We start from the raw sequence: 14568 nt of genomic DNA, 5'->3' as shown, positions 1-14568 counted from the left end.
TTCTCGGCCCGGAACACGGTCTCGAGTCACCCAGACGCGAGGCTGAACGACCTGGTCATTGGGGTATGGTGTAATTGGCAACACAGCTGATTCTGGTTCAGCCATTCTAGGTTCGAGTCCTGGTACCCCAGCGGAGAGTGTTGTTCGATCTTCGGTTCGCGGCCGAAATCAAGACAGCATCCGGCGATTTGGTCGCCGGGCTTCGGCCGGTTAAGCTAGCCGAGCCTCCTGATCGAAAGATCACCACGGCGCTCCTCACGACAGTGAGAAGCAGTCCTGGCCCCGTCGTCTAGCGGCCTAGGACGCCGCCCTCTCAAGGCGGTAGCGCGGGTTCGAATCCCGTCGGGGCTACACGAGTGGAAGGCCCATGCCCACAAGGGTGTGGGCCTTTCTTGTTTCGCTATGTTTTGTGGGGGTGCAACCCCCACACCCCGCCCGGAGGGCTTCGCCCCCGGACCCCCACCCCGGGGGGGCTTCGCCCCGGGGACCCGGCTGGGGGCTTCGCCCCCAGACCCCCTTGTTGGAGGGCTTCGCCTCCGTCCCGGGGAGCTTCGCCCCCTGGGTACTCACTGGAGGGGTTTGTCTCCGGACATCTCTGTTGGAAGGCTTCGCCTCTGGACCCAGTGCCCGGGGAGCTTGGCCCCCTGGGTCCTGACTGGAGGGGTTTGTCTCCGGACATCTCTGTTGGAAGGCTTCGTTCTCTGGGCCTCTACGCGTGGAGGCTCCCCCTTGGTCCTGGCTGGAGGGGTTGGCCTCTGGGCATCCCTGTTGGAAGGCTTCGCCTCTGGAGCCACCCACGGAGCCTCCCCAGCTGCCCGGAGGGCTTTGTCTACGGACATCCTTGTTCGAGAGCTTCGGCTCCGTACCTCTGCCCGGGGAGCTTCAGCCCGGAGGTCCTGGCTGGAAAACTCCGCCTCCGGAGCCCCGTTGGACGGCTCCGATCGGGTGTCGCTTGTGCGAGTTCGTTCCCGGATCTCGGGCCTCGCTCTCACGGTCGGGGCGCGGGGTTTTGCCGGGCTCTGTGCGCGACTTCTGCTCCCGAAACGCTGGCTCAGGCGTCGCTCTCAGGTTCCGGTGCCGGGGGTTGTGGCAGGGGTTATGGGGCGGCTTCTGTTGCCCGACGCTGGCTCGAGCTTCGGTTCCAGAGGCATGGTGTCGGCTCGGCTCCCGGCATCCGGGGCGGGTTTGCGCTGGCCGGTGGGCATATCGGGGTGGCGTGCGGAGTGGATCGTGTGCCGCTTGGGGGTTCGGCTCGGTTGGGCGTGGGAGAGCGGGCGGGCGTGGGAGAGCGGGTGGGGTCTTGTTCGTGGGGGCGGTCGTGCCGCCTGGGCGATGATTCGGCCGTCTGGGAGTTCGGCTCGGCCGGGGCAAGGGGAGGTTCGGCTGGTCGGTAGGGGTTGTTCGCTTCGGTTGGGGTGCCCGGAGCGAAACGAAAGGCCCTCCAGCGATCTTGCTGGAGGGCCTTCGCGGTGGTCGCGGACTAGCCGCTCTTGCGCCGGAATTCCCGCTTGTGGGCGGCCGCGGCGTGGGCCGCGGAAGCCTTGGACCGTCCGTCGAGGTGGTCGGCCGCGCGGGCGTTCTGCTGGTTCTTGCGCTCGAGTGCCTCCCGGAACTTGCGCTTCACCTCGTCGGCGCCATTGGACTTACCCGAATCCGCCATCGGCTGCTCCTCGTCGTCGCGGCCGGGCGGCGTGCCCTCGCGGGCGGCGATGCCCGGCCGATTCATGTCGAACACCTCGAAAATACACGGACGCTGTCGGACGTAGTCCGTCCTAAGTCTGCGCATGGCCGGAGCGAAGGCGGAGTACGCAAAACGCGCATGGCCGGAGCGAAGGCGGAGTACGCAAAACGCGCATGGCCGGAGCGAAGGCGGAGGTACGCCTATCCCGTGCGAGGTGGTTGTGTCAGTTGGATTTCGGGCGCGTCGCGCTGCCCGGGCGTGTTTTGTTCAGTCCAGCGCGTGCGCGGTGGTCCCGCCGAGCGGCATGCGCGGAAGGCCGAGCTTGCGGTGATCCCAGCTGCGGGTGCGCTCGGGCACGACGCGAACGGCGACCCGTTTGTTCAGCATGGACTCCACCATCGGGCGCACGTCCTCGCTGTAGGGGCCGGTGTAGCGCTCCCAGACGCTCATCCCGACGGCGAAGAGTTTCTCGGCGTCCTCGACTATCTCGGCCCGGCCTTCGATCGACAGACCACGCAGTTGGTCGTAGGTGTCACCTGCCTCGACCAGGCAGGAGACCCGCGGATCGCGCCGCAGGTTCACCGCCTTCTGCGACTTGGCCTTCGTCTCGAACCAGATCTCGCCATCGATGAGCGCGTACCACATCGCGGTCAGGTGCGGCGTGCCCGTCGGACCGATGGTCGCCAGCGTCGCGATCCGGCTGCGCTGGAGGAACTCGGTGATCTCGGTGTCGGACATCACGATCTGTGCCCGTTGGTTGACTCCCATGGGACAACTCTAGAGAGTCCGGACTGAAACGCGTTACAGGCGCTTGTGCAAAGCCTCGGCGGCCGCGACCAGATCCGCCGCCCAGCGCGCGCCCGGCCTGCGGCCCATCCGATCGATCGGGCCCGACACCGACACCGCCGCGACCACGGTGCCGCCTGCGTCGCGCACCGGCGCGGAAACGCTTGCCACACCGGCCGCGCGCTCGGCGGCGCTTTGCGCCCAGCCGCGCTTGCGCACCTCGGCCAAGGCGCGCTCGCCGAATACCGCGTCGGCCAGGATGGTGCGCTGGAGCTCCGGGTCGGCCCACGCCAGCAAGACTTTGGCCGCCGAGCCCGCGGTGAGCGGAAGCCGCGCTCCGACCGGAACGGTGTCGCGCAGGCCGACGGGGGGTTCCAGCGCCGCCACGCACACGCGCGCGTTGCCGTCGCGGCAGTACAGCTGGACGCTTTCGCCGGTGATCTCGCGCAGGCGGGGCAGAATGGCCGACGCGGCCTCGAGCAGCGGGTCATTGGCGCTGGTCGCGAGCTCGGCGAGGGCGGGTCCCGGGCGCCAGGTCCCGTTGCTGTCGCGGGCGAGCAGGCGATGCACCTCCAATCCTACGGCGAGGCGGTGCGCGGTGGCGCGGGGCAGGCCGGTGCGGGCGCACAGCTCGTTGAGACCGGAGGGATGCTCGGCTACGGCGTACAGGACCGCCACTGCTTTGTCGAGGACGCCGATGCCGCTATGCTGTCTCATAGAACGATACTAGCGTCTCGGATGCTGAGAAATCCACCAACGCGGATTCCGGTCATCAGCGTTCCGACCAGGCGTAGCTATCCCAACTTGTGCAACCGTCGCCGCGTCGAAGTCCAGATCGCGGAACGGCTGCTTCGTCCGAAAGGTGATCGACCATGGCCGAACCGCGCACGCTGGCCGAGAAGGTATGGGACCAGCATGTCGTCGCACGGGGGGCGGGCGAGGGTGCCTCGCGCGAGCCAGACCTGATCTACATCGACCTGCATCTGGTCCACGAGGTGACCAGCCCGCAGGCCTTCGACGGACTGCGCGCCGCGGGCCGGCGAGTGCGGCGGCCGGATCTCACGATCGCGACCGAGGACCACAACGTGCCGACGATCGATATCGACAAGCCGATCGCCGACCCGATTTCGCGCACCCAGGTGGAGACACTGCGGCGCAACTGCGCGGAATTCGGTGTGCGGCTGCATCCCATGGGCGACCTGGACCAGGGCATCGTGCACGTGGTCGGCCCGCAGCTGGGCCTGACCCAGCCGGGGATGACGGTGGTCTGCGGCGACAGCCACACCTCGACGCACGGCGCGTTCGGCGCGCTGGCGATGGGCATCGGCACCTCGGAGGTCGAGCATGTGCTTGCCACCCAGACCCTCTCGCTGCGCCCGTTCAAGACGATGGCGATCACCGTGGACGGCGCCATGCCCCCCGGCGTGACGAGCAAGGACCTGATCCTGGCCGTCATCGCGAAGATCGGCACCGGCGGCGGCCAGGGGTACGTCCTGGAGTACCGGGGCGAGGCCATCCGGGCCATGTCCATGGAGGCCCGAATGACGATCTGCAACATGTCCATCGAGGCGGGCGCTCGAGCGGGCATGATCGCCCCGGACGAGACGACCTACGAATTCCTCAAAGGACGCCCGCACGCCCCGCAGGGCGCCGATTGGGACGCCGCGGTGGCCGCCTGGGAGGCGCTGAAGACGGACGAGGACGCGGTTTTCGACGCCGAGGTGCACATCGACGCCGCCACGCTGACCCCGTTCGTCACCTGGGGCACCAATCCTGGCCAGGGCGCCCCGCTGGGCGAGGCGGTGCCCGACCCGGCCGCGATCGCCGACGAGGTGGCCCGCGAGGCCGCGGAGAAAGCACTGCGTTACATGGACTTGGAGCCGGGTACTCCACTTCGGGAAGTGCCGATCGACACCGTATTCGTCGGTTCATGCACCAACGGACGCATTGAGGATTTGCGTGCGGTGGCCGGGATTTTGAAGGGACGTCATGTCGCCGACGGCGTGCGAATGCTGGTTGTACCGGGGTCGATGCGGGTTCGCGCGCAGGCGGAAAAAGAAGGACTCGGCGAGATTTTCACCGCGGCGGGCGCCGAATGGCGGCAAGCGGGCTGCTCAATGTGCCTGGGAATGAATCCGGACCAGCTGGCGCCGGGCCAGCGTTGTGCCTCCACCTCGAACCGCAACTTCGAAGGAAGGCAGGGCAAAGGCGGCCGTACGCACCTGGTTTCTCCGCTCGTAGCGGCCGCGACGGCGGTCCGCGGAACCCTGTCCTCGCCTGCGGATCTGGACTGACCGGCCCCGATTCCCTCAATCAAACCCAGGAGATTCGTTATGGAAGCCTTCACCGTGCACAAGGGCGTCGGGGTGCCGCTGCGCCGCTCCAATGTCGATACCGATCAGATCATCCCCGCCGTCTACCTGAAGCGGGTGACTCGTACGGGATTCGAGGACGGGTTGTTCGCCGCATGGCGCACCGATCCGGACTTCATTCTCAACATCGAGCCATACAACAGGGGTAGTGTGCTGGTGGCGGGTCCGGATTTCGGTACCGGGTCCTCGCGTGAGCACGCCGTTTGGGCGCTGTCTGACTACGGCTTTCGGGTGGTCATCTCGTCCCGGTTCGCCGACATCTTCCGCGGCAATGCGGGTAAGGGCGGGCTGGTGGCCGCTCAGATGTCACAGAACGATGTCGAAATGCTCTGGAAGTTGCTCGAGGAACAGCCCGGCTTGGAATTGGTTGTGGACCTCGGGGCGCGCACTGTGGCGGCTGGAACCGTCGTGTTGCCGTTCGATATTGATGACTACACCAGGTGGCGTCTGCTGGAGGGTTTGGACGACATCGGGCTCACTCTGCGGCAGGAAGACGCCATCTCCCGCTTCGAAAAGGCAAGGCCAACATGGAAACCCACCACCCTCCCGGCACATATTTCGCAGACGTAATCACCCTCGGCGGTTAGCTGGGTGGCCGGAGTTGCGGTAGCTGGACGTGTGCTAAACCACATGAATTTTGGCGTGGCACATAGACTCTTGCCCAAAGTGGGTTTACCGTGGTACCTAGTCGGTCCGACGACGGGCCATTAGTCTGCGGAGGATTCAATGAACAAGGCGGAACTGATCGACGTTCTGACCGAAAAGTTGGGTACGGACAGGCGCACGGCCACCGCGGCAGTCGAGCATGTGGTCGACACCATCGTGCGCGCGGTGCACAAGGGTCAGAGCGTCACAATCACCGGATTCGGTGTGTTCGAACAGCGCAAGCGTGCGGCTCGAGTCGCCAGGAACCCGCGCACCGGCGAAACCGTGAAGGTGAAGCCCACATCGGTGCCCGCGTTTCGTCCTGGCGCTCAGTTCAAGGCGGTGATCGCGGGTAAGCAGAAGCTGGCGGCGACCGGCCCTGCCGTCAAACGCGGTGTCGGTGCGCCGGTGGCCGCGAAGAAGGCGGCGAAGAAGACGGCGGCCAAGAAGACCACCGCGAAGAAGGCGACCCCCACCAAGGCGCCCGCCAAGACCACGGCGCGCAAGGCCGCGGCCAAGGCTCCGGCGAAGACCACCGCTCGCAAGACCGCGGCCAAGAAGGCGCCCGCGAAGAAGACCGCGGTCGCGAAAAAGGCTCCGGCCAAGAAGACGGCCACCAAGGCCACGGCGGCCAAGAAGACCACCGCCGCCAAGAAGACCGTCGCCAAAAAGGCACCTGCGAAGAAGACCGCGGCCAAGAAGGCCCCGGCTCGCGCCCGCTGATCCCGAGCCACCGCCGGATCGGCGCCGAATGCGCGGCCCCGAAGACTGGGCCCATTCGCCTCAACGTCGAGACGGCCCCGGGAAACACCCGGGGCCGTTTTCGGATGTTCGTAGCACTAGCCGTCGGCGATAGACGGGTGCTCGCCGGCCGGGGGCCGTCGAGTCGTCAGTCCTTCACGACGTAGGCCGACAGCGATCGATCCAGATGGTCGGCGGCCACCAAGCGCTGCCCGACGAACGACAGCACCCACACGCTGCCCTTGCGGTTGCGCGCCGACGGCAGGGCGACGCCGTCTCGTTCGGCCAGCCACCCCAGCAGGTCCGGGATCACCTTTCCCTGACTGCACACGACGCGAACCGCTGTGTCGGACACCAGGTTTCGAAAACGCTCGCGGGCCTTGTCCGGGTCGGCGGCATAGCCCTCCTCGGAAAACAATGGCTCGACGGCGATTTCGGCGTCGAGCCGCTCAGCCAGCGGCGCCACCGTCTGCACGCACCGCACCGGATCGGCCGAATAGATCTCGGATGCCTTGAACGCCAAGAGATTCGGCACCAGTGCCTGGGCCTGCTCCTTGCCTTCGCGCTCGAGCGGGCGCTGCTCGTCGGGCCCGGTGAAGCGATCCCTGCGGCCCGCTTTCGCGTGCCGCACCAGCAGCAGGGTGCTGGTGCGCGCGGGCAGGCGGGTGAAGGCGCGCACCACCTGGCGGTCCATCGGGTACGACAGCTGGTCCATCACGCGGTCGAGCGGGTACCAGCTGAGCACGTCCACCTCGGAATTGGCCGCGAACTCGCCGCCCACCAGTTCGGCGGCCCAGTAGTCCACTCGTTTCAGCTTGCGATGGCCGGGGATCGGGTAGGTCACGTGGCCGAGATAGCGGCCGAGTCTGCTCTCCAGCCCGGTTTCCTCGCGGACCTCACGGACGGCGGCCAGCACCGGGGTCTCGCCGGGGTCCAGCTTTCCCTTGGGCAGGGACCAGTCCCCGTACTTGGGGCGGTGGACCACCGCGATCTCCACCGCTCCCTGCCCTGATAGTCGCCACAGCACCGCTCCCGCGGCGTGGATGTTGGCGGTGACGCGGGGATCCCAGAACGGGCCCCCCTCCTGTTCGAATCCGATTTCCGCGCTCACTGCTGTTCGGGTCTCCGCAGCCGCATCAAGAACTCCTGATGATCTCTGATCTTGTCGCCATTCCCGGATACCCCAGGCGAGGCACGCCAGGTGCCATCGGGTTGCAGCACCCAGCAGCGCGTCGTCGGTGACAGCGCCGAGTCGAACACCTCACCGAGTTGCTCGGTCAGTCGCGGGTCCTTCACCTGCGCCATCACCTCGACCCTGCGGTCGAGGTTGCGGTGCATCATGTCGGCGCTGCCGATCCAGTACTCGTCCTGCGCCTGGAAGTGCATGATGCGGGAGTGCTCCAGGAACCGGCCCAGGATCGAGCGGACCTCGATGTTCTCGCTCATCTCCGGCACGCCGGGGCGCAGGCCGCAGATCCCGCGCACCACGATCCGCACCGGCACCCCCGCCTGCGAGGCTCGATACAGCGCGTCGATGACCTCTTCGTCGACGATCGCGTTGGCCTTCATCCGGATTCGGGAGTCATGGCCCTGGGATGCCAGCTCGGTTTCGCGCTGGATGCGCTCGATGATGCCGGAGCGGACGCTGTGCGGGGCGACAAGCAGGTTGCGGTAGTTCTCTTTTCGCGAGTAACCGGTCAGCGAATTGAACAGGTCGGTCAGATCGGCGCCGATTTCCGGTGCGGCGGTGAGTAATCCGACGTCCTCGTAGAGGCGCGCGGTCTTCGGGTTGTAGTTGCCGGTCCCGATATGGCAGTAGCGGCGGATGGTCGCGCCCTCCCGGCGCACCACCAGACAGGTCTTGCAGTGCGTCTTGAGACCGATCAGGCCGTACACGACGTGCACGCCCGCCTGCTCCAGCGCGCGCGCCCACTTGATGTTGGCCTGCTCGTCGAACCGCGCCTTGATCTCCACCAGGGCGACGACCTGCTTGCCCGCCTCGGCGGCGTCGATGAGCGCGTTGACGATCGGGGAGTCGCCGGAGGTGCGGTAGAGCGTCTGCTTGATCGCGAGCACCTGAGGGTCGGCGGCGGCCTGTTCGATGAACCGCTGCACGCTGGTGGAGAACGAGTCGAACGGGTGATGCACCAGCACGTCGCCCTCGCGCAGCGCCGCGAACACGTTGCGCGGTGTCTCGCGCTCGCCGAACGCGGGCGGCGTCGCGGGGACGTACGGGGTGTCCTTCAGATTCGGCCGGTCCACGCCGTACACCTGCCAGAGGCAGGACAGATCGAGCAGGCCCGGCACCTGGACGACGTCATCGGGATGGACGTCCAGCTCCCGCAGGAGCAGATCGAGCATGTGCTCGGTCATGTCGTCGGAGACCTCCAACCGCACCGGCGAACCGAACCGGCGCCGGGCCAGTTCGCGTTCCAGCGCTTGGAGCAGGTCCTCGTCGCGGTCCTCGTCGACTTCGAAATCGGCGTTGCGGGTGATCCGGAACGAGTGGTGCTCGACCACGTCCATGCCGGGGAACAGCAGGTCCAGGTGCGCGGCGATGAGCGCCTCCATCGGCAGGAATGCCGCGATCGGCGACCCGGATTCGGTGCGGCGAACGCGGACGAACCGGTCGACGTTGTCGGGCACCTTGACGCGCGCGAAATGCTCGCCGCCGGTGGTGGAATCCTTCACCGTCACGGCCAGATTGAGACTCAGCCCGCTGATGTAGGGGAACGGATGCGCCGGGTCCACCGCGAGCGGCGTGAGGACCGGGAAGACCTGATCCTGGAAGTACCCCGACAGGCGCTGGCGTTCGTCGTCGTCCAGGTCGCTCCAGTCGATGATCGCGATGCCCTCGGCGGTGAGCGCGGGCAGCACGCTGTCGAGGAAGACGCGGGCATGCCGCACCGCGATCTCCTGGGTGCGCGCGGCGATCAACTCCAGTTGCTCGCCGGGGGAGCGGCCGTCGGCCGAGCGCACCAGCAGACCGGTCTCGGCGCGCCGTTTCAGGCCCGCCACCCGCACCATGTAGAACTCGTCGAGGTTGGAGGCGAAGATCGCGAGGAACTTCGCGCGTTCCAGCAACGGAAGCGAGGCGTCCTCGGCGAGGGCGAGCACCCGGGCGTTGAAGTCCAGCCAGCTCAATTCGCGATTCAGATAGCGATCACGTGGCAACCGTGGCGCCGCCGAGTCGGCGGACAGGGGTGTCGCCGCCGGGGGTGGGGTGGGAAGCAACGGCTGCTGCTTGACGGTTTCCGTATCGCTCACGTCAACGATCATCCCCTACCGAAGAGCGGGTGTGCAGCCCCGAGCCGGGATTGACGTACGTCTCACGCTACCGCGGCGACCGCCTAGCACACGTGTGGAACGTGCTGGTGAACGACGCCCGGCCAGCCGATGTCACGCAGGACAGCGCGGGTGGCGTCGCCGGCGCCGAGCGCTACGGCCCGGTCCAGATCGTCGGCGGTGTCCACGTCCAGGCGCAGCCCCGGCCAGTCCCCGGCGAGGTCGACCGCGCCCGCGGCGATATGACTGCGAGCCGAGCCGGGCCCGAAGCGCGGGTCGAGCGCGGCGACCGGGTCGCGGACCACCAGCGCGGCGGTTCCGCTCCCCGCGTGGTCGACCACGATCGACCGCGATCCGGGCGGGGCGGTGGCGAGCATGTCCGCGAGCTCTTCCGGACGCAGCGCGGGCAGATCGGCCTGCAAGGCGAGCAGATCGATGGGGCCGTGCGCGGCCCGCAAGACAGCCGCGGTGGCGGCCAGGGCGGTGTTCAGTCCGTCGGAGTTCCGCTCGCGCGGCTCCGGATGGACGTCCGCGCCCAGGGTGCGAGCCAGATCGGCGACCGCGGGGTCGGGGGTGACCACGGTGACCGATACCACCGCGGCGACCGCCGCGGTCGCGGTCACGGTGTCGGCGAGCATGGCCAGCACCAGCCGCGCCCGGTGCTCCGGGCGCAGCCGATCGGCCAGGCGGCTCTTGGCCCGATCGAGGCTCTTGACCGCGATCACGGCATGCACGGAGTGCGGGCGCATGCGTGCAATCCTTCCATGGCATATTGGGCTGATGACGAGGGCAGCGGTGCTGGGCGCGGGATCGTGGGGCACCGCGTTCGCGAAGGTATTGGCGGACGCGGGAACCGAGGTCACGATCTGGGCCAGGCGGCCCGAGGTGGCCGCGACGCTGGCCTCCGAACATCGCAATCCCGATTACCTGTCCGATATTCCGCTGCCGCCGATCGCGGCCACCCATGACCCCGCGGTGGCGCTGGACGGGGCGCAGATCGTGGTGCTGGCGGTGCCGTCGCAGTCCCTGCGGGTCAACCTCGCGGAGTGGAAGGGTTTGATCGCTCCGGACGCCACGCTGTTGAGCCTGGCCAAGGGCATCGAGACCGGATCGCTGCTGCGGATGAGCCAGGTGATCAGGGAGGTCACCGGCGCGGACCAGGACCGGATCGCGGTGCTGTCCGGGCCGAACCTGGCGCGCGAGATCGCGGTGGGTCAGCCCGCCGCGACCGTGATCGCCTGCTCGGACACCGACCGCGCGGTCGCGGTGCAGCACGCCAGCGCGACCGGATATTTCCGGCCGTACACCAACACCGACGTGATCGGCTGTGAGATCGGCGGAGCCTGCAAGAACGTCATCGCGCTCGCCTGCGGCATCGCCTCGGGAATGGGTCTGGGCGACAACTCGATCGCCAGCCTGATCACCCGCGGTCTGGCCGAGATCATCCGGCTCGGGGTGGCCCTGGGCGCGGAACCCGCCACGCTGGCGGGCTTGGCCGGGGTCGGCGACCTGGTCGCCACCTGCACCTCGCCGCTGTCGCGCAACCGGTCCTTCGGTCATGTGCTCGGCGCGGGCGGGTCGATGGATGCCGCCCAGTCGGCCACTCATGGCCAGGTCGCCGAGGGTGTGAAGTCCTGCACATCGATTCGCGCGCTGGCCGAGCGGCACGGGGTGGAGATGCCGCTGACGACCTCGGTGCACCAGGTCTGCCATGAGGGGCTCTCGGTCCGCGAAGCCGTCGACAACCTGCTCGGACGGCGGATCAAACCGGAGTGATCCGGATCCGCCCGGCTCGGGGCGGATATCCGCCATTGCCGGACGGGCAACCGTGGGTACGCTCGCCGAAACGGGTACGGTTCCGGGCATGAGGAACCGGATCAGGGTTGCGGTGGTGTTCGGCGGACGCAGTAACGAGCACGCCGTGTCCTGTGTATCGGCCGGCAGCGTGCTGCGCAATCTGGATCCGGAGCGGTACGAAGTCGTGCCCATCGGCATCACCACGGCGGGCCGCTGGGTGCTCGGCGGTTCGGACGTGGCCGCGCTCGGCATTCACGACCGCGCCCTGCCGTCGGTCGACGCCACCGGCACGGCGCTGACCCTTGCCGCCGATCCGAGCCGCGCGGGGGCGCTGATCGCGCTCGACGATCCGGCCGCCGCCCTCGGTTCGGTCGACGTGGTGTTCCCGATCCTGCACGGACCGTTCGGCGAGGACGGGACCCTGCAGGGCATGCTGGAGCTCGCCGGAATCCCCTACGTGGGGCCGGGGGTACTGGCCAGCGCGGCGGGCATGGACAAGGAGTTCACCAAGAAGCTGCTCGCGGCCGAGGGACTGCCGGTCGGCATCCAAGTGGTGCTGCGGCCCGGCACCGCGACGGTCGCCGAGGAGGAACGGCGGCGCTTGGGGCTGCCCGTGTTCGTGAAACCCGCGCGCGGCGGATCGTCGATCGGCATCACCAAAGTCACCGACTGGACCCAGCTGGACGCGGCGATCGCCGCGGCGCGCGAACACGATCCGAAGGTGATCGTGGAAGCGGGCATCGTCGGACGCGAAGTGGAATGCGGTGTCCTGGAATTCCCGGACGGGCGGGTCTCGGCGAGCGTCGTCGCGGAGATCAGGATGCCGGAGGAAGACCACGCCACCGCCGCGCCCGAGTTCTACGACTTCGACACCAAATACCTCGACGACGTCTGCGAATTCGACGTCCCCGCCAAGCTCGACGACGAGGTCTCCGACCGGATCAGGGAACTGGCGGTGCGCGCCTTCCAGGCCCTCGACTGCCAGGGCCTGGCGCGGGTCGACTTCTTCGTCACCGAGCAGGGACCGGTGATCAACGAGATCAACACCATGCCCGGCTTCACCGCGATCTCCATGTATCCGCGCATGTGGGAGGCCACCGGCATCGACTACGCCACACTGGTCTCCACGCTCATCGAAACGGCCCTCGCCCGGGGCACCGGCCTGCGCTGAGTCGTACTCCTGGCTCGGCGAAAGCCGCGCGGCCAGGTCGAGGCAATCGTTGGTGCATCCGAAACCTGACCTGCTGCGGCAACGAACCGCAGGCACGATGGCCACTCCCAGCGCGGGTGCACCGCGAGCTTTGCCAGCGCGCGTCAGTTGGGCAGCGGTCCCGGATCGATCGGCTGGGCGGGGAGGGTCGCGGTGATGGTGTCGGAGACCTCTTGCAGCGGAGTCGGCCCCGAACCGTCCGGGACGGTCAGGGCGATGTAGGTGCCGCGGTCGACGGCGAACCAGGTGCTCGCCTTCGCCGTCTGGTCCCGGACCTCGAACCACTGCACGCCGTTCACGATCTGCAAGGGCGAGGCGCGGTTGAATTCCAGCGGGCGGTCCAACCCGCAGCGCAGCACGATGGGGTCGCCGCCGTCGGTGCGCTGCCATGCCCGGGTCGCGGGCGGAGCGGGCTCCACGAGGGTCGATTTGCTGAAGTCGCCGAGGTCAGCGGGCAGAGCGGGCAGCAGGGCGGCGCAGGCGGGGCCGTCCGCGGCCGGGGCGGGAACGGGACCGAGGACCAGCGGTTCCCGCTCGACGGGTGCGCGGCGCGCGAGTACCGCGGCCACCAGTACCGCGACGACCAGGACAACCGGCAGCGCCACGGCGGTGGCGATGAGGGCCGGGGAGTACTGCGGCGTCGCGGCCGGGCGGTCGGGCTCCGTCGCCGCGCCGTCCGCATCGTCGGCGTCCGATTGCGCTGGCTCGGTGTCGGGGGAAGGGGTCGGCGCGTCCGCGGTGCCAGCGGCGTCGGCCGCGTCTTTCCGCACGGCGTCCCGGGCGTCGGATGCCGATGTCGCGGCATACGCGTGCTCGTCGTCGTGCTCCGTCGAATCGCGGTTCGACGAATCCGCCGCCATGCTCACCGATCCTTCCTGTTCGCGCGCATCGGGCCTCGGCCGGTGACCGCGGGTGCGCGGCGGCCCGGTGGAGCGGCCCGGTGGTGCTCGAGTACCTGGCGAAAGGGTACCGTCGGCCTCGTTCCAGCAAGCGGCGCGCCGGAAAGGATCGATCATCAGCGCGAGCACAGGCCCGAGGACAGTGCGTGAACTGGGGGAGTTCGCGCTGATCGAGCGTATCAACGCGGGCCGGGAGCAGGCTCCGGGCGTGCTGCTCGGCCCCGGCGACGACGCGGCGCTGGTCGCGGCTCCGGACGGCCGATTCGTGGTCACCACCGACATGCTGGTGCAGGATCGGCATTTCCGGCTGGACTGGTCCGGTCCCGAGGATATCGGCCGCAAGGCGATCGCGCAGAACGCCGCCGACGTGGTCGCCATGGGCGCGGAGCCGACCGCGTTCGTCGTCGCGCTCGGTTGCCCCGCCGACACCCCGCTCGAGCTGGTCGACGGGCTCGCGGACGGCATGTGGGCCGAGGCCGCCAGGGCGGGTGCGTCCATCGCGGGCGGCGACCTGGTTCGCAGCCGCGACCTGGTCATCTCGGTCACCGCCTTCGGCGACCTGGGCGGCCGCGCGCCGATCACGAGATCCGGTGCGCGCGTGGGCGATATCGTCGCGGTCGCGGGCCGTCTCGGCTGGTCGGCCGCTGGACTCGATGCGTTCACCGCCGGTGTGACCGGTGCCGAGGTCGCCGAAGCGCTTGCCGCGCATCGCGTTCCGCAGCCGCCCTACGCGGCCGTGCTGGACGCGCTGCGGCGCGGGTCGCCCACGGCCGGTTCGGCGGACGCCGGGCCGCACGCCATGACCGACGTGTCCGACGGACTGCTCGCGGATCTGGGACATGTCGCGGCGGCCTCCGGCGTCGCGATCGATCTGAACTCGGCGGCGTTGCGTGATCCGGCGCTGGAACGCGTGGCCGCCGTGCTGGACGCCGATGCGGCGCAATGGATCCTGACCGGAGGCGAGGACCACGCCTTCGCGGGCGCCTGGGCGCCGGGCCGCCCGCTACCCGCCGGATGGGTCGCGATCGGGCAGGTTGTGGCCGGTCACGGGCTCACCGTCGACGGCGTGGCCCACGCGGGCGACGGCGGGTGGGAATCGTTCCGTGGGGCGGCCTGGGCAGCCGGAGACCAACCACGCTAAGTTGTGCGGTC

General features: G+C 68.7%; 13 protein-coding genes and 2 tRNA genes. 8 read left to right on the top strand and 7 right to left on the bottom strand.

Annotation, left to right across the window (positions count from 1 at the left end; translation table 11 throughout):
- The first annotated feature begins 59 nt into the window (after positions 1-59).
- Together ON34_RS18295 and ON34_RS18290 are read left to right on the top strand one after the other, a co-directional pair.
- Positions 60-131 (top strand) — tRNA-Gln (locus tag ON34_RS18295).
- A 147-nt stretch (positions 132-278) separates the two neighbouring features.
- A tRNA-Glu gene (locus ON34_RS18290) sits at positions 279-351 on the top strand.
- Positions 352-1480: 1129 nt separating this feature from the next.
- On the opposite strand, the gene ON34_RS18285 is transcribed toward ON34_RS18290, so the two are convergent.
- The 3 genes from ON34_RS18285 to ON34_RS18275 form a co-directional block, all read right to left on the bottom strand.
- Positions 1481-1660, bottom strand: a complete 180-nt coding sequence (locus tag ON34_RS18285) for a DUF5302 domain-containing protein (protein ID WP_040780829.1) — start codon at positions 1658-1660, stop codon at positions 1481-1483.
- A gap of 288 nt (positions 1661-1948) precedes the next feature.
- Positions 1949-2449, bottom strand: coding sequence for a PPOX class F420-dependent oxidoreductase (locus ON34_RS18280; protein WP_040780745.1), 501 nt, complete (start codon positions 2447-2449; stop codon positions 1949-1951).
- Positions 2450-2482: 33 nt separating this feature from the next.
- Positions 2483-3184: an IclR family transcriptional regulator gene (locus ON34_RS18275; RefSeq protein WP_040780743.1), complete on the bottom strand. Its 702-nt coding sequence runs from the start codon at positions 3182-3184 to the stop codon at positions 2483-2485.
- Positions 3185-3339: 155 nt separating this feature from the next.
- Between ON34_RS18275 and leuC the strand changes: the two genes are divergently transcribed.
- The 3 genes from leuC (at position 3340) to ON34_RS18260 (ending at position 6207) form a co-directional block, all read left to right on the top strand.
- Positions 3340-4761 (top strand): 3-isopropylmalate dehydratase large subunit, encoded by a 1422-nt coding sequence (gene leuC, locus ON34_RS18270; protein ID WP_040780741.1) that lies wholly within the window; start codon positions 3340-3342, stop codon positions 4759-4761.
- 39 nt (positions 4762-4800) lie between these two features.
- Positions 4801-5409: a 3-isopropylmalate dehydratase small subunit gene (gene leuD, locus ON34_RS18265; protein WP_040780740.1), complete on the top strand. Its 609-nt coding sequence runs from the start codon at positions 4801-4803 to the stop codon at positions 5407-5409.
- A gap of 156 nt (positions 5410-5565) precedes the next feature.
- Positions 5566-6207, top strand: a complete 642-nt coding sequence (locus ON34_RS18260; protein ID WP_040780739.1) for an HU family DNA-binding protein — start codon at positions 5566-5568, stop codon at positions 6205-6207.
- Positions 6208-6373: 166 nt separating this feature from the next.
- Here ON34_RS18260 and ON34_RS18255 read toward each other — a convergent pair whose 3' ends face one another.
- From ON34_RS18255 to cofC, 3 genes are all read right to left on the bottom strand, one after another.
- The gene (locus tag ON34_RS18255) at positions 6374-7336 is read right to left on the bottom strand and encodes an NUDIX hydrolase (protein WP_083889529.1); all 963 of its coding nucleotides are present in this window, start codon (positions 7334-7336) and stop codon (positions 6374-6376) included.
- Positions 7333-9504, bottom strand: a complete 2172-nt coding sequence (locus ON34_RS18250) for an RNA degradosome polyphosphate kinase (protein ID WP_040780738.1) — start codon at positions 9502-9504, stop codon at positions 7333-7335. Before ON34_RS18250 ends, ON34_RS18255 begins: the two co-directional genes overlap by 4 nt.
- A 71-nt stretch (positions 9505-9575) precedes the next feature.
- Positions 9576-10259, bottom strand: coding sequence for a 2-phospho-L-lactate guanylyltransferase (gene cofC, locus ON34_RS18245; protein ID WP_040780737.1), 684 nt, complete (start codon positions 10257-10259; stop codon positions 9576-9578).
- Between the two features lie 31 nt (positions 10260-10290).
- On the opposite strand from cofC, the gene ON34_RS18240 reads away from it, so the two are divergent.
- Together ON34_RS18240 and ON34_RS18235 are read left to right on the top strand one after the other, a co-directional pair.
- Complete coding sequence (locus tag ON34_RS18240; protein WP_040780734.1) at positions 10291-11286, top strand: NAD(P)H-dependent glycerol-3-phosphate dehydrogenase; 996 nt, start codon at positions 10291-10293, stop codon at positions 11284-11286.
- A gap of 88 nt (positions 11287-11374) precedes the next feature.
- Positions 11375-12478: a D-alanine--D-alanine ligase family protein gene (locus ON34_RS18235; RefSeq protein WP_040780733.1), complete on the top strand. Its 1104-nt coding sequence runs from the start codon at positions 11375-11377 to the stop codon at positions 12476-12478.
- A gap of 143 nt (positions 12479-12621) precedes the next feature.
- Here the strand turns inward: ON34_RS18235 and ON34_RS18230 are convergent, their stop codons facing one another.
- The gene (locus tag ON34_RS18230; protein WP_040780730.1) at positions 12622-13377 is read right to left on the bottom strand and encodes a DUF3515 domain-containing protein; all 756 of its coding nucleotides are present in this window, start codon (positions 13375-13377) and stop codon (positions 12622-12624) included.
- Between the two features lie 181 nt (positions 13378-13558).
- Between ON34_RS18230 and ON34_RS18225 the strand changes: the two genes are divergently transcribed.
- Positions 13559-14557, top strand: a complete 999-nt coding sequence (locus ON34_RS18225; protein WP_085997092.1) for a thiamine-phosphate kinase — start codon at positions 13559-13561, stop codon at positions 14555-14557.
- Positions 14558-14568: the final 11 nt, after the last annotated feature.

The organism is Nocardia pneumoniae NBRC 100136 (assembly GCF_000308755.1).
Classification (GTDB): Bacteria; Actinomycetota; Actinomycetes; order Mycobacteriales; family Mycobacteriaceae; genus Nocardia; species Nocardia pneumoniae.
The sequence above is the reverse complement of the archived record's forward strand: the minus strand, read 5'-3'. Positions and strand labels throughout refer to the sequence as shown.

What these genes read in the sequence shown, in the direction of transcription:
- ON34_RS18275 (WP_040780743.1), bottom strand. Translation starts at nt 3,184, where the DNA reads ATGAGACAGCATAGCGGCATCGGCGTCCTCGACAAAGCAGTGGCGGTC.
- ON34_RS18250 (WP_040780738.1), bottom strand. Translation starts at nt 9,504, where the DNA reads ATGATCGTTGACGTGAGCGATACGGAAACCGTCAAGCAGCAGCCGTTG.
- ON34_RS18260 (WP_040780739.1), top strand. Translation starts at nt 5,566, where the DNA reads ATGAACAAGGCGGAACTGATCGACGTTCTGACCGAAAAGTTGGGTACG.
- leuD (WP_040780740.1), top strand. Translation starts at nt 4,801, where the DNA reads ATGGAAGCCTTCACCGTGCACAAGGGCGTCGGGGTGCCGCTGCGCCGC.
- ON34_RS18235 (WP_040780733.1), top strand. Translation starts at nt 11,375, where the DNA reads ATGAGGAACCGGATCAGGGTTGCGGTGGTGTTCGGCGGACGCAGTAAC.
- ON34_RS18230 (WP_040780730.1), bottom strand. Translation starts at nt 13,377, where the DNA reads ATGGCGGCGGATTCGTCGAACCGCGATTCGACGGAGCACGACGACGAG.
- ON34_RS18240 (WP_040780734.1), top strand. Translation starts at nt 10,291, where the DNA reads ATGACGAGGGCAGCGGTGCTGGGCGCGGGATCGTGGGGCACCGCGTTC.
- leuC (WP_040780741.1), top strand. Translation starts at nt 3,340, where the DNA reads ATGGCCGAACCGCGCACGCTGGCCGAGAAGGTATGGGACCAGCATGTC.
- cofC (WP_040780737.1), bottom strand. Translation starts at nt 10,259, where the DNA reads ATGCGCCCGCACTCCGTGCATGCCGTGATCGCGGTCAAGAGCCTCGAT.
- ON34_RS18280 (WP_040780745.1), bottom strand. Translation starts at nt 2,449, where the DNA reads ATGGGAGTCAACCAACGGGCACAGATCGTGATGTCCGACACCGAGATC.
- ON34_RS18285 (WP_040780829.1), bottom strand. Translation starts at nt 1,660, where the DNA reads ATGGCGGATTCGGGTAAGTCCAATGGCGCCGACGAGGTGAAGCGCAAG.